This is a genomic window from Streptosporangium fragile, assembly GCF_039534445.1.
Taxonomy (GTDB): Bacteria; Actinomycetota; Actinomycetes; order Streptosporangiales; family Streptosporangiaceae; genus Streptosporangium; species Streptosporangium fragile.
In genome coordinates, this window is the sequence record NZ_BAAAVI010000026.1 from 82,750 (window position 1) to 96,019 (window position 13,270).

Here is a 13,270-nt window from a genome sequence, read left to right on the forward strand (position 1 = left end):
GGAGCGGGGCCGGGACGCCAAGGCCTCCGGCACCCCGGGGGGTGCCGGAGGCCTCCGTCTCCGTGGAACTCGCCGCCTCCGATCAGGCGCTCTTGCGGCGCTGGGCACGGAGGATCGCCAGCCGCTCGTTGAGCACCTCTTCCAGGTCCTCGATGGTGCGGCGCTCCAGCAGCATGTCCCAGTGCGTCCGTGGCGGCTTGGCCTTCTTGGCCTCCGGCACCTCCCCGTCGACCCGCAGGGCGGTCGCGCCGCACATCCGGCACTCCCAGGTCGCCGGGATCTCGGCTTCGGCGGCAAACGGAACGTCGAATCGATGGCCCTTCGGGCAGGTGTAGGACACCTCCTGGCGCGGGGCCAGATCGGTGTTGCGGTCGTTCTCGTAGCTGGTCGCCCCGAGCCGGGTACCGCGTAGCGCACGCTCGCCCATGTCTGAATGCCTCCTGAGGGCCCCGTCGTGAGGGGTTCGTCTCCCACGGCGTACAACGCTTGATACCGTGTGTGGATTCCCACAGACGGCGTGATCCAATCGCGCGTTCTTGACCCGGTCTGTGCGGCGGTGCGTCCGGCGGCGCTCCTCAGAGGTGTTCCGGCACCCGGTTCCCGGCGGCTCTGATGGCCTTGGGCAGGTCGACCAGGGCGAGCAGCGTCAGGCCGAGCACGAAGAAGATCACCAAGGAGACGATGCCGAGGCGGTAGCTGTCGGTCAGCTGGAGCGCCAGCCCGAGGGTGAACGAGCCGAGGAACGTCGAGCCCTTGTCGCTGATCTCGTAGAGGCTGTAATATTCCGCCTCCTTGCCGGCGGGGATCACGTGGGAGAACAGCGACCGTGACAGGGCCTGGGTCCCGCCCATGACGATCGCGATGGCGAACCCCAGCGCGAAGAACGGCAACGCCGCCCCCTTCGGCAGGAAGTACGCCACGCCCACCACCGCGACCCAGGCGACCAACGCGGTCATGACGACCCGCTTCGCCCCGTAGGAGACGGCGAGCCGGCCGAGCAGCACGGCCCCGAAGAAGGCGACGAACTGCACCATCAGGATCGCGCCGATCCGCACGTCCTGGCCCAGCCCCAGCTCCTTGTCGGCATAGGTGGCGGAGAAGGAGATGACGGTCTGCACGCCGTCGTTGTAGATGAGGTACGCGACCAGGAAGGCCAGCGTCAGCGGGTAACGCCGCAGTTCCCTGATCGTGCGGCCCAACTGGCGGAAGCTGCCGACGACGGCCTGCGCCGCGTTCTCACCCCCCGGGGGGATCGCCCGCCGGTTGCGCAGCCGCAGCAGCGGGATGATCGTGAACCCGCCCCACCACAGGCCGGCCGAGGACAGCGCGAGGCGCACGGCCTCGCCCTCGGTGACGCCGAAGGACTCGTGGCCGAGGAAGAGCGCCAGATGGACGGCGAGCAGCAGGCCGCCGCCGAGGTAGCCGAAGCCCCAGCCCTGCGAGGAGACCCGGTCGCGCTCGTCCGCCGTGGAGATCTCGGGCAGGAACGAGTTGTAGATCACGAACGCGGCGGCGAAGGCGACGTTGGCCGTCACGAACAGCGCGCCGCCCAGCAGGTAGCGCCCGTCGGCGACGAACCAGAAACACAGGGTGGCCCCGGCGCCGAGGTAGGCGAACAGGCCCAGCAGTTCCTTCTTGCGGCCGGTGTGGTCGGCCAGGGCCCCCGCCACGGGCATCAGGACGATCTGCAGGACGGCCGCGACACCCACCACGAACGAGTAGTAGGCGCTGGGCCGCACGTCGAACCCGAGCACGTCCACGTACGGGCGGCCCCGGGCGGCGGTCTCCGCGATCGTGGTCAGGTACGGGCCCAGGAAGACCGTCAGGACCGTGGTGGGGAAAGCGGAGTTGGCCCAGTCGTAGAAATACCAGCCGCGTTGCTCTCGGCGGCGGGCCTGGGGGCTGTCCTCGACGACCTGTTCGGAGGTCATGGGCGGATCCTCGGTTCGCTGGGATCGGGGGAGCGGTGCTCGCGCGCCTGTCGTGTGCTCACGCGGCGAGGCTGCCGGGGTGCCACTGTCCGCGGGCCTCCAGCACGCCGCGGAGGCCGGAGATGTTGTCGGTCATCACACCGTCCACACCGAGGTCGAGCAGGCGCTCCATGACCCGGGTGTCGTTGACGGTCCACACGTGGATCTGCATGCCGAGGGCGTGCGCCGTGCGGATCAGGGCGGGGGTGGTGATCCGCAGACCGCGGAAGCCCACCGGCACCTGGGCGCACGGCACCCCGGCGCCGGCCAGGCGGGCCAGCAGCCGGCCGTACCCGGAGGTGGTGGCGGCGGCGCGCAGGGTCGCCACGCCGCGCGGCCCGAGCGAGGAGCACACGTCCCGGCCCATCGCGGCGCGGGCGCGGGCCAGCCGCTCCTCGGAGAAGGAGGTGAGGCAGATGCGGTCGTAGGCGGCGGTCCGCCTGATCGCCTCGGCGAGCGGCGCGATGGCCGAGGCCTCCTTGACGTCGATGTTGAACCGTGCCTCGGGCCAGGAGCCCAGCAGGTCCTCCAGCAGCGGGATCTCGTCCACCCCACCGATCCGCGCCTGGCGCACCACCCGGTACGGCAGCTCCGAGACGCGGCCCCGCCGGTCGGTCACCCGGTCGAGGGTGTGGTCGTGGAAGGCGAGCAGGACACCGTCGGAGGTGGCGTGCGCGTCGGTCTCCAGGTAGGTGTAACCGAGCTCCACGGCCCTGGTGAAGGCGGGAACGGTGTTCTCCCGGCCTTCGGCGGCCCCGCCCCGGTGGGCGAAGGCCAACGGGCCCGGATGATCGAGAAAAGCGTAACGGCGCTGCACGTGCAGGAGTATGCCTCTTCCGGCCCGGACTCGTCATCGCGGCCGGGTGAACATTTGGATCACGGGATCCGACGGGCGGAGCGGCCGGGCCTCATGGGCCCTCTCGCCTCGCGGATCCCGGCGCCGCCGCGGGTGCACCGGGCCGCGCGGGGCACCGGGCCGCGTGGAGCATCGGACCGCGCGGGCGCACCGGGCCGTGCGGACCCGTGGGCGGTCCTGGAACGGTGCCCGGGGCGGTTCCGGAACCGGCGCCCGGGACGGTCCTGCCCGATCCGCCCGCCCCGAGCTCCGGATGGTGAGCGGTGCGAGGCTCATCCGCCGGAGGGAAGAGCCTTGCCCGCCCACTCCCGGCGGCGGACCTCGGCCACCGCGATCGCCGTCGCGACCGCGACGTTGAACGACCCCACCCGGCCGACCTGCGGGATGTAACAGACCCCGTCGGCGACCTCCAGCAGCGCGGGGGAGCAGCCGTGGTCCTCGCTGCCCACCACCAGGCACACGTCGCCGTCCAGCTTGGCCTCGTGCAGAGGCAACGCGTCACCGGTCAGCTCCACGGCGACCACCGTGAACCCCTCCTCCTTGGCGGCGCGCACGGCCTCCAGCACGGGGACCGGCTCCTCCCAGGCCACCAGGCGGTCGGTGCCCAGCGCGGTCTTCTGCGCCTTGGGGTTGGTCGGGGGCGTGGCGTTGCCGGCCAGCCAGATCTGCTCCACCCCGAAGGCCGCGGCCGTGCGGAAGATGGAACCGATGTTGAACGGGCCGGTCACCGACTCCACGATCAGGGCGAGCCGCCCCTCGGTGTTCCTCCGCCACGTGCGGTTGAGCCGCTTCACGTCGGTCGGGCGCAGCTGCCTGCGCGGGTTTGCCGTCATCGGTCGTTCACCGTTCCTCGCCGTTCCTCGTCCGCCACGCGCGGCCGCTGCCCGTCCGTCGCGCGCTCCGCGGCGCGGACGCCCCGCGCCGCGCCTGCCCCCGTCTTCACCGTTTCATCGCCTTCGCGGCTCACACCGGCGCCGCGGTCTCTCCCACCGGGCCTCCTCCCGCGCCCCGGCACCCCGCCCGGCACCTCACCCGGATGCGTCCGCCTGCCGGGCCCCCACCCGCAGAACCCGGTACGACGACCGGGAGGCCGCGCGCTCGGTGGGCCAGCCCTGCTCGTTCAGCCAGCGCTGCAGGGAGTCGGACCCCAGATGCTTCTGGACGACCAGGTGGGCCACGCCGCCCGGGGTGAGGCGGGACAGCCAGCGCGTCAACATCTCGTGCAGCGCCGCCTTGCCGATGCGGATGGCCGGATTGGACCAGATCGCCGAGAAGCGTACCTCGGGTGGGACCTCGTCGACGTGCAGTGATCTTACTTTGTCAAGGCCGGCGGCTCTGGCGTTCCGCGCGCACAGCTCCACCGACCGGCGGTTGACGTCCACCGCCCAGACGGTCGCCTCCGGGGCGCGGGCGGCCATCGTCAGCGCGATCGGCCCGTAGCCGCAGCCCAGGTCCAGCAGATCGCCCCGGGGCGGCGGGGGAGGCACGCTCTCCAGCAGGATCCGGGTGCCCTGGTCGACGCGCTCAGGCGAGAAGACCCCGCTGTCGGTCTCCAGCCTCAGGTGCAGGTCGGGCAGGACGAGCGTGACCGAGCCGGGACGGCTGGCGGTCCCCGGACGCTCCTCGAAGTAATGTGCCACGTCGTAGAACGTTACCAACGGCCGCGACCGGCTCAGGGCAGCCGCGACCCCAGCAGCAGCGCCGTCCCCGCCGTCACCAGCCCCACCAGGACCGCCGCCACCACGAACCACTGGGTGATCTCCTGGTTGACCGTCCGGTAGCCCAGCGAGGTGCCGATCTGCTCGTACACCTCGCGCAACTGACTGCCCGACTCCGCCTCGTAGGCCCGGCCGCCGGTGCCGTCCGACAGGGTCTGCAGGGTTGCCTTGTTCACCGGTACGTTCACCTCGCGGCCGTCGATCGAGACGGTGCCGTCCTGGGTGCCGTACGCGATCGTGGAGACCGGCACCCGCGCGCTCATCGCCGCTTCGATCGCCTCGGCCACCGAGCGGCCCGAGGTGTTGTCCCCGTCGGACAGCAGGACGATCGCCGCGGGCGGCGGATCGGTGACCGCCTGCTGGTCGAAGGAGCGCACCGAGTCGAGGGAGCTGAACACCGCCTCGCCGATGGCGGTGCCCGCCCGGGTGCTCAGGTTGCCCAACGAGGTCGCCACCGCCTGGTGGTCGGTGGTGGGGGAGACCACGACCGAGGCGGAGCGGGCGAAGGCGACCAGCCCGACGTTGAAACGCTCCGGGAGATCCGCGACGAACCTCTGGGCTGCCTCCTTGGCCGCGACGAGCCGGCTGGGCGGGACGTCGCCGGCCTCCATCGACAGTGAGACGTCCAACGCGATGATGATCGTCGCCCGGTCGCGGGGAACCCGCACCGAGTCGGCGGGACGGGCCGCGCCCATGATCAGCAGGCCCATCATCAGCAGGAACAGCGCGGGGGCGACGTGCCGGCGCCAGTCGGGCCCCGACGGGGACACCAGCGTCAGCAGCGGCAGGTTGGTGAAGCGCAGCGCGTAGCGGCGCCGGGCGAACTGCGCGGCGACGTAGCCCGCCACGAGCAGCGCCAGCGCGGCGAACAGCCACAACCAGACCGGGGAGAGAAAGGTCATCGTGTCGCTCCTGACCTCGACGGCCGATGCGCCAGGTGCGCCATGCGCCGCTGCCGCAGCACGAACTGGGCGACGTCGAAGACCCAGTCGCGGTCGGTACGCAGCACCAGGTGCGCCACCCCGCAGCGGCGCAGCACCATCTGGTTCGTCGCCCGCTGCGCGGCGGCCGCCTCCGCGTAGGCCCGGCGGATCTTCGGCGTGAGCCGGACCTCACGGCTCCGTCCCGTCTCCGGGTCGGTCAGGCTGACCAGCCCGACAGGCGGCAGCTCAAGCTCACGAGGGTCGATCACCTCGACGGCGAGCACCTGGTGACGGGCGGCCAGCCGGCGGATCGGCCGCTCCCAGGACAGCTCCACGTCCGGGTCGAGGGTCGGTTCGGGGTCGAGGAAGTCGGAGATGATCACACGCAGCCCGTGTCTGCGCCGCGCCGAGGCCAGCAGCTCGATCCCCTCGGCCAGGTCGGGGGCGTCGGCGACGGTACGGCCCCGGGGGGCGTCCATCAGCGAGTGCAGCAGGCCGTACAGAGCCGGGCGGCCTCCTCTGGCCGGCATCCGGTGGATGTGCTCGTCATGCAGGACATAGGCCCCGAAGCGGTTTCCGATGCGCGCGGTGAGGAAACCGATCGCGCCGACCGCGGCCACCACCAGATCGCGCTTCTCCATCTGGGCGGTGCCGAAGTCCATGCTGGGCGAGAGGTCGGCCAGCACCCAGGTCTCCAACTCCCGGTCGGCGATCAGATCACGCACATGCGGCACGGTGGTGCGGGCCGTCACCGCCCAGTCCATCCGGCGGATGTCGTCCTCGCCGGGCACGTAGACGCGGCTGTCGCCGAACTCCGTTCCCGGGCCGGGCATGAGTCCCTGATGGGCGCCGTGCAGCAACCCGTCGAGGCGCCGCACGATGGTCAGTTCCAGGCGGCGCAGTGCCTGCTCGGCCGTGCTCAGATCTGTGGTGGTGGCGACGCTGTGTTGGTCGGCGACGCCGGCGCGTCGTGGCTCAGGTGCTCTGACCCGGCTCCTTCCCTCGGTGTTGGCTGGCGACGCTGCGCGTCGTGGCTCAGGTGCTCTGACCCGGCTCCTTCCCTCGGTGTTGGCTGGCGACGCTGCGCGTCGCGGCTCAGGTGCTCTGACCCGACTCCTTCCCTCGTCGCTCATCCGCTCCGCTCCTTCGCTCCTCAGTCCAGTCGTCGGCGCACCTTCGCGGGCTCCTTCGCTTCTCGGACCGGTCATCGGGGGCCCTGGTTCCAGACGACCAGGGGAGGCGGAACGGTGGCGAGGATCCGGCGGACGATGTCTTCGGGGTCGACCCCGTCGGCCAGGGCGTCGAAGGTGAGCATCAGCCGGTGGGACATCACGTCCACCGCCACGTCCCGCACGTCGTCGGGGAGCAGGTAGTCGCGGCCCCGGAGCAGGGCCAGGCCGCGGCCGGCGGCGACCAGGCCGAGGGTGGCGCGGGGGCTGACCCCGATCTCGATGTTCTCCTCCAGCTCGGCCAGGCCGTACTCGGCGGGGGAGCGGGTGGCCATCACGAGCCTGACCACGTAGTCGGCGACCAACTGGTGCACGGAGACCTGGTCGGCCATCGTCTGCAGCGCGGCCAGCCGGGTGGGGTCGAGCACCACCCTGGGGGTCGGCGGGGTCACGCTCATCCGGTGCAGGATCTCCAGTTCCTCGTGGGCGCTGGGGTGGTCGACGCGGACCTTGAACAGGAACCGGTCGCGCTGGACCTCGGGGAGCTGGTAGACGCCCTCGGACTCGATCGGGTTCTGGGTGGCGAGCACGATGAAGGGCTTGGGCAGCGGGTGGGTCTGCCCGGCGAGGGTCACCTGGCGCTCGGCCATGACCTCCAGCAGCGCCGACTGCACCTTGGCCGGGGCCCGGTTGATCTCGTCGGCCAGCAGGAAGTTGACGAACACCGGGCCCAGCTCGATGTCGAAGGCCTCCCGGGAGGGGTGGTAGACCCGGGTGCCCACGATGTCGCTGGGGACCAGGTCGGGGGTGAACTGGATGCGGGCGAACTCGCCGCCGACCACGGTGGCCAGGGTCGAGGCGGCCAGGGTCTTGGCGACGCCCGGCACCCCCTCCAGCAGGCAGTGGCCCCGGGCGAGGAGCGCCACGAGGAGCCGCTCCACCATGTGCTCCTGCCCCACGATGACCCGCCGGACCTCGGTCAGCGCGTCGCGCAGCAGTCCGGTGTCGATCTCGCTCGGCAGTTCTTCCGCGACGGTCATGTTGATATTCCACCAAATGAAATGCCGGGTCGCACGGCAGGTCGGCTCCGTATTTCCTGACAGTACCTTCCGCCGCCCGGCGCCGGTCGCCGGGCGGCACCGCGTGATCGCCCGGGTGTGCTTTCATGGCAGACGTGGCCACTCCGCTCCAGTTCGGTGATCCGCCCCAGCTGGGGCCGTTCCTGCTGCAGGCCCGCCTGCGCGTGGGGCCCGCCGGGCTGGTGTATCTCGGGCAGGCCCCCGACGGCCGTGCCGTCTCGGTCGCGGTGCTGACCCGGGGGGCCGCGCTCGACCCGGCGGCCCGCGACCGGTTCGTCACCGGGATCCGCGAGGTCGCGGCCAGCCGTTCCGGCGTGCGCGGCTGGGTGGCCAGGGCCGCGCGCGGGCGTACCGCGGTGGCCGACGCGGCCCCCCAGGTGCTGGCCATGGACGGTGGCAGCGCCCCGTGGGTGGCCACCCCGTACGAGCCGGACCGGGCCGGTGCCGAGCGGTTCCTCGAGCCGGTGCTGGTCAGCGGCACGCTGATCGGTGAGCAGCACGGTCCCGACTTCGCGCCGCACTGGGTGGGCGACCGGTCGCCCGCGCTGCCCGCGCCGCCCAAGCCCGCGCCCCCGCCCACCGAGACCCGCCGGGCGGTGGCCGTGGCCGGGGCGGTGCTGACCGTGCTGCTGGTGCTGCTGGCCCTGATGGTCTGGTTCCTGCTGCGCCGGGACGACGAGATCGAGCAGCCGCCCAGGCCGCTGCCGCCGACGGTGTTCGTGCCGACCCCGCCGCCGGTGCCGTCGACGCCGGAGCCGGGTCAGCCGACCCCGTCACCGTCTCCCAGCCAGAGCGGGACCGGCACTCCGGGCCCCGAGCAGGGCGACGAGAACGAGGGGGCGCCGATCTGACGGGCCCGGCTCCGGCACGCCTCCGCGTAGGCCCTGCTCCGGCGGGTCCGCTCCGGAGGTTCGGCTCCGGGGCCCGGTCCGGACGGGCCACGCTTCGCGGGCGCGCGTCCGGCGTGCCCGGTGCGGGGGGATGCCGGGAGGTCCGTCCCGCGGGCTCGCGGAAATGACTTGAGCCTCACGTAACGTGAGTCCCTACCGTCGTGGCCATGGAAATCATCGTTCACGACACCCCGCGGACCATGCTGGAGCTGGCGGGGCTCCCTCTGGAGCGGCGCCCGCAGGCGCTGCGCGACATGCTAACCCCCATGCGGGAGGCGATCCCGGTGCCCGGCGACCTCGTCGACCTCCACCACTCGGGCGGCGGGTTCCGGGTGGACCGCGACGACGACCGCTACCTGCCCGCGTTGCGGCGGTTGGTCGAGGAAGACGTCCATGGCCGGATCGAGGACGCCCTCGGGGCCGCCTGGAAGCGCCTCGGCGAGGCGGTGCCGGGTATCAAGGGGCCGGAGCGGCTCCAGGTCATGTTCGTTCTCGGCAACCCCGACGACGAGTACCTGATGACCACCACCGGCGGCTACTACGGCATGGGCGGCTCGCCCGGCTGGCTCTACCTGATCGGCTGGCCCTCCGACGAGGTGATCGGCCGGATCGCCCACTGCGCGGTGCACGAGTTCCACCACCAGGTGCGTTACTGCAACGTGGAGTGGAACCCGATGACGGTCACGGTCGGCGAGCACATCGTGGCCGAGGGCCTGGCCGAGGCGTTCGTCAGGGAGCTGTCCGGCGCCGAGGCGATGGGCCCCTGGTCCGGCATGGTGACCGGCCCGGAGCTGGAGCGCGCCTACGCCAGGATCACCGCCGACATCGACCGCGCCGGCATGATGTACACCTCGGCGTACGTGCTGGGCGACGGTGCCGCGCGCCGGTTCGGCCAGGAGCCGATCGGGGTGCCGGACATGGGCGGGTACGGGGTGGGGCTGCGCATCGTCGACGCCTACCTGGCCGCCTCCGGTCTGACCGTCGCCGAGAGCACGGTGCTGCCGTCCGCGGCGATCCTGACCGCCGCCGGGGTGGCCACGTCGGCGGGGTGAGCGCCGCCCGGCGGGGACGTCCGGCGGGATCCCGGCGCCCGACGGGCATCGCCGTCCGGTGTGGTCTCGATGCCCGGCGGAGTGCCGGGTGGGGGCGTCCGGCGCCCGTCCGGGGAGAGGCCTCCTGCCGAGGGCGTCATGGGAGGCCTCCACCTGGGTAAGGGCGGCTCGTGAGCGAACTACGGCAGAGCAGTCCGGCTGAACCCGGCATCGTGCGACGGCGCAGGGGGAAGGGGTTCAGCTACCACCGCCCCGGCGGCGCGCAGGTCCGCGACCGCCGCACCCTCGCCCGGATCAGGGCGCTGGCCATACCTCCCGCCTGGACCGACGTGTGGATCTGCCGGTCGCCGGACGGGCACATCCAGGCCGTCGGCACCGACACGGCGGGGCGGCGCCAGTACCGGTACCACGACGTCTGGCGCCGCGAGCAGGACCGGGCCAAGTTCGACCGGGTGCTGGACATGGCCGAGCGGCTGCCGAAGTTTCGCCGGCGGGTGGCCGAGCACCTGGAGCAGCGGGGGCTGACGCGCGAGCGGGTGCTGGCCGCCGCGGCGCGGATGCTCGACATCGGGTTCTTCCGGGTGGGCGGTGAGTCGTACGACTCCTTCGGCCTGGCCACGCTCCGGGTGGAGCACGTCACCTGCTCGGGCGGGCGCGTCATGTGCGGCTACCCGGCCAAGGGCGGCAAGTTCCGGGAACTGGAGATCGTCGACGCGGACGTGTGCAAGGTGGTGACCGCGCTGCACCGGTCGGCCGAGGAGGGCGAGCTGCTGCGTTACAAGGACGGCTCCCGGTGGGTGGACGTGCGCAGCGACGAGATCAACGCCTACCTGCGCGAGACCCTGGAGATGGAGACCTCGGCCAAGGACTTCAGGACCTGGCACGCCACGGTGCTGGCCGCGGTCGGACTGGCGGTCTCCTCCCGGGCCCGATCGAGGACCGGCAGGAGGCGGGCGGTCAACCGGGTGATGAAGGAGGTGGCCGACTACCTGGGCAACACCCCGGCCGTGGCGCGCGCCTCCTACGTGGACCCGCGTGTCGTGGAGGCGTACGAGCGGGGCAGGACCATCGCGCAGGCCCTCGGCCGGCTGGGCGCCGACGTCGGGTTCGGGCAGCTGGCCACGCACGGCGGCGTGGAGCAGGCGGTCATCTCGCTGCTGCGGCGCACCCCCGGCGTAACCGGAGATCATCCCGCGTGATCCGTCCCGCATGATCGGCGATCGCGCGGGCAGGGCACCGGTGAGGCTCTGCCACGCGAAGAGAGGTGATCACGCCATGCCGGCACGCGAAGAGTTGCCGTCCACCCTGCAGCGTTCCCCGAAGAAGGCTCAGGAGACCTGGATCAAGGCTCACGACTCCGCGGTGGAGACCTACGGGGAGGGCGAGCGGGCGCACCGTACCGCGTTCGCCGCGCTGAAGCACTCCTTCGAGAAGGTCGGCGACCACTGGGAGCCCAAGGGGCGTAAGGGCCCGTCCGACGCCCGCGCGGCCCAGAGCAGGCCGAGGTCGGGCAAGACCGCCGAGGGGGTGGACGCCAACGCCTCCAAACAGCATCTGTACGACGTGGCCAAGCGCCTGGACGTCCCGGGACGCTCCACGATGACCAAGCAGCAGCTGGTCGACGCGATCAAGAAGGCCAACCGCAGGGCCACGGCCGGCCGCCGTGCCACGGCGAAGTCCCGCTGACCCCGGCGGCGCCCGGCTGGACCGGCCCGGTTCCCGGTGGGGATGACCTGAGGCGATCCGCTCTGTTCTGGGTGGTTTCGGGCTGGTGTGGCCGGTCCTGGGCGGGATCTGGGGCCTCCAGATCCCGTTCCTTTTTATGGAGATTCTTTCTCTGTTCCGCTATAAGCCGCTTTTTGCCGGATAAGGAGGCTCGTGTGCCGGGGCGGACCCGGCACGCCGGAAGCGACCGCCGCAGGGAAGGAACGTCATCATGACGGACGTGTCGAGCATGGGACCCCGGCCGGGCGATGATCGCCCGGTGCTGACCAACCGGCAGGGGCACCCGGTCTACGACAACCAGAACCAACGCACGGTGGGCGCGAGAGGCCCGGCCACACTGGAGAACTACCAGTTCCTGGAGAAGATCAGCCACTTTGACCGCGAGCGCATCCCCGAGCGGGTGGTCCATGCCCGCGGCGTGACCGCCTACGGCTTCTTCGAGGCCTACGGCAAGCTCGGCGACGAGCCGATCGGCCGCTACACCAGGGCCAAACTGTTCCAGGAGCCCGGCAAACGCACCGACGTCGCCGTTCGCTTCTCCACCGTGATCGGAGGCAGGGACTCCTCCGAGGCCGCGCGCGACCCCCGCGGGTTCGCGGTGAAGTTCTACACCGAGGACGGCAACTGGGACCTCGTCGGCAACAACCTGGCCGTCTTCTTCATCCGGGACGCCATCAAGTTCCCCGACGTCATCCACGCGCTCAAGCCGGACCCGGTGACCTTCCGGCAGGAGCCCAACCGGATCTTCGACTTCATGTCGCAGACGCCGGAGTGCATGCACATGCTGGTGAACCTCTTCAGCCCGCGCGGCATCCCCGCCGACTACCGGCACATGCAGGGCTTCGGGGTCAACACCTACAAGTGGGTGAACGACCGGGGCGAGACGCACCTGGTCAAGTACCACTGGATGCCCAGGCAGGGCGTGCGCAGCATGACCGCCGAGGACGCGGCCGCCGTGCAGGCGTACGAGCTCGGGCACGCCACCAAGGACCTGCACGAGGCCATCGACCGCGGCGACCACCCCGAGTGGGAGCTGCTGGTGCAGATCATGAGCGACGACGAGCACCCGGAGCTGGACTTCGACCCGCTCGACGACACCAAGGTGTGGCCGGAGAACGAGTTCCCGGCCCTGCCGGTCGGCCGGATGGTGCTGAACCGCAACGTCGCCAGCAACTTCGCCGAGAACGAGCAGATCTCCTTCGGCACCGGCGTCCTGGTCGACGGGCTCGACTTCTCCGACGACAAGATGCTCGTGGGCCGGACGTTCTCCTACAGCGACACCCAGCGCTACCGGGTGGGGCCCAACTACCTCCAGCTCCCGGTCAACCAGGCCAAGAACGCCCAGGTGCGCACCAACCAGCGCGACGGTCTGATGACCTACCACGTCGATGGGGCGGGGGAGAACCCGCACGTCAACTACGAGCCGTCCATCACCGGCGGGCTCCGCGAGGCGCAGTACCCGACCCACGACGAGCAGGGCCCCGTCCTCTCCGGCAGGCTGACCCGCAAGCGCATTCCCCGGACCAACGACTACAAGCAGGCCGGTCAGCGCTACCTGCTGATGGAGCAGTGGGAGCGGGACGACCTGGTGCACAACTTCGTCACCCTGCTGTCCGAGTGTGACCGCCCCATCCAGGAGCGGATGGTCTGGCACTTCCTGCTGGTCGAGGACGAACTCGGCAAGCGCATCGGCGAGGGCCTCGGGATCGGCGCCGAGGACGTCGCCCATCTGGAGCCGCTGGCCAGCCAGGACCTGACCGACGAGGACCGCGAGCGGCTCTCCAACCTGGGCAAGAACGGCCCGCGCGACGTGGCCGGGCTGAAGATGACCCACTGCGTTCCCGACGAGCGCGCGGTCGGCGGCCGGTAACGGTCCCCGGCGCTCGTG

General features: G+C 71.6%; 13 protein-coding genes. 5 read left to right on the plus strand and 8 right to left on the minus strand.

Features of this window, described 5'->3' with window-relative positions; translation table 11 throughout:
* Positions 1 to 82 precede the first annotated feature (82 nt).
* The 8 genes from ABD841_RS19215 to ABD841_RS19250 form a co-directional block, all read right to left on the minus strand.
* Complete coding sequence (locus ABD841_RS19215) at positions 83 to 427, minus strand: RNA polymerase-binding protein RbpA (protein ID WP_344973305.1); 345 nt, start codon at positions 425 to 427, stop codon at positions 83 to 85.
* A 148-nt stretch (positions 428 to 575) separates the two neighbouring features.
* The gene (locus tag ABD841_RS19220) at positions 576 to 1,931 is read right to left on the minus strand and encodes an MFS transporter (RefSeq protein ID WP_344973307.1); all 1,356 of its coding nucleotides are present in this window, start codon (positions 1,929 to 1,931) and stop codon (positions 576 to 578) included.
* A gap of 58 nt (positions 1,932 to 1,989) precedes the next feature.
* Complete coding sequence (locus ABD841_RS19225) at positions 1,990 to 2,787, minus strand: glycerophosphodiester phosphodiesterase family protein (RefSeq protein ID WP_344973309.1); 798 nt, start codon at positions 2,785 to 2,787, stop codon at positions 1,990 to 1,992.
* A gap of 311 nt (positions 2,788 to 3,098) precedes the next feature.
* Positions 3,099 to 3,659 (minus strand): TrmH family RNA methyltransferase, encoded by a 561-nt coding sequence (locus ABD841_RS19230; RefSeq protein ID WP_344973311.1) that lies wholly within the window; start codon positions 3,657 to 3,659, stop codon positions 3,099 to 3,101.
* Between the two features lie 195 nt (positions 3,660 to 3,854).
* Entirely contained in the window at positions 3,855 to 4,466 is a 612-nt protein-coding gene (locus ABD841_RS19235; RefSeq protein ID WP_344973313.1) for a class I SAM-dependent methyltransferase, read from the minus strand.
* A 32-nt stretch (positions 4,467 to 4,498) separates the two neighbouring features.
* Positions 4,499 to 5,446, minus strand: a complete 948-nt coding sequence (locus tag ABD841_RS19240) for a VWA domain-containing protein (protein ID WP_344973315.1) — start codon at positions 5,444 to 5,446, stop codon at positions 4,499 to 4,501.
* On the minus strand, positions 5,443 to 6,345 hold the full coding sequence (locus tag ABD841_RS19245) for a DUF58 domain-containing protein (protein ID WP_344973317.1): 903 nt from the start codon (positions 6,343 to 6,345) through the stop codon (positions 5,443 to 5,445). The genes ABD841_RS19240 and ABD841_RS19245 overlap by 4 nt, the downstream gene beginning before the upstream one ends.
* Before the next feature lie 326 nt (positions 6,346 to 6,671).
* Positions 6,672 to 7,676, minus strand: a complete 1,005-nt coding sequence (locus tag ABD841_RS19250) for an AAA family ATPase (RefSeq protein WP_344973319.1) — start codon at positions 7,674 to 7,676, stop codon at positions 6,672 to 6,674.
* 125 nt (positions 7,677 to 7,801) lie between these two features.
* Between ABD841_RS19250 and ABD841_RS19255 the strand changes: the two genes are divergently transcribed.
* From ABD841_RS19255 to ABD841_RS19275, 5 genes are all read left to right on the plus strand, one after another.
* Complete coding sequence (locus ABD841_RS19255; protein ID WP_344973321.1) at positions 7,802 to 8,566, plus strand: hypothetical protein; 765 nt, start codon at positions 7,802 to 7,804, stop codon at positions 8,564 to 8,566.
* 206 nt (positions 8,567 to 8,772) lie between these two features.
* A complete protein-coding gene (locus ABD841_RS19260; RefSeq protein ID WP_344973323.1) occupies positions 8,773 to 9,657 on the plus strand; it encodes a DUF2268 domain-containing putative Zn-dependent protease in 885 nt (294 codons plus the stop codon).
* A 170-nt stretch (positions 9,658 to 9,827) separates the two neighbouring features.
* Complete coding sequence (locus ABD841_RS19265) at positions 9,828 to 10,856, plus strand: DNA topoisomerase IB (RefSeq protein WP_344973325.1); 1,029 nt, start codon at positions 9,828 to 9,830, stop codon at positions 10,854 to 10,856.
* A gap of 76 nt (positions 10,857 to 10,932) precedes the next feature.
* Complete coding sequence (locus tag ABD841_RS19270; RefSeq protein WP_344973327.1) at positions 10,933 to 11,343, plus strand: ChaB family protein; 411 nt, start codon at positions 10,933 to 10,935, stop codon at positions 11,341 to 11,343.
* A gap of 250 nt (positions 11,344 to 11,593) precedes the next feature.
* The gene (locus ABD841_RS19275) at positions 11,594 to 13,252 is read left to right on the plus strand and encodes a catalase (RefSeq protein WP_344973329.1); all 1,659 of its coding nucleotides are present in this window, start codon (positions 11,594 to 11,596) and stop codon (positions 13,250 to 13,252) included.
* Positions 13,253 to 13,270 lie beyond the last annotated feature (18 nt).

What these genes read in the sequence shown, in the direction of transcription:
- ABD841_RS19220 (WP_344973307.1), bottom strand. Translation starts at nt 1,931, where the DNA reads ATGACCTCCGAACAGGTCGTCGAGGACAGCCCCCAGGCCCGCCGCCGA.
- ABD841_RS19260 (WP_344973323.1), top strand. Translation starts at nt 8,773, where the DNA reads ATGGAAATCATCGTTCACGACACCCCGCGGACCATGCTGGAGCTGGCG.
- ABD841_RS19230 (WP_344973311.1), bottom strand. Translation starts at nt 3,659, where the DNA reads ATGACGGCAAACCCGCGCAGGCAGCTGCGCCCGACCGACGTGAAGCGG.
- ABD841_RS19240 (WP_344973315.1), bottom strand. Translation starts at nt 5,446, where the DNA reads ATGACCTTTCTCTCCCCGGTCTGGTTGTGGCTGTTCGCCGCGCTGGCG.
- ABD841_RS19255 (WP_344973321.1), top strand. Translation starts at nt 7,802, where the DNA reads ATGGCAGACGTGGCCACTCCGCTCCAGTTCGGTGATCCGCCCCAGCTG.
- ABD841_RS19275 (WP_344973329.1), top strand. Translation starts at nt 11,594, where the DNA reads ATGACGGACGTGTCGAGCATGGGACCCCGGCCGGGCGATGATCGCCCG.
- ABD841_RS19270 (WP_344973327.1), top strand. Translation starts at nt 10,933, where the DNA reads ATGCCGGCACGCGAAGAGTTGCCGTCCACCCTGCAGCGTTCCCCGAAG.
- ABD841_RS19250 (WP_344973319.1), bottom strand. Translation starts at nt 7,676, where the DNA reads ATGACCGTCGCGGAAGAACTGCCGAGCGAGATCGACACCGGACTGCTG.
- ABD841_RS19215 (WP_344973305.1), bottom strand. Translation starts at nt 427, where the DNA reads ATGGGCGAGCGTGCGCTACGCGGTACCCGGCTCGGGGCGACCAGCTAC.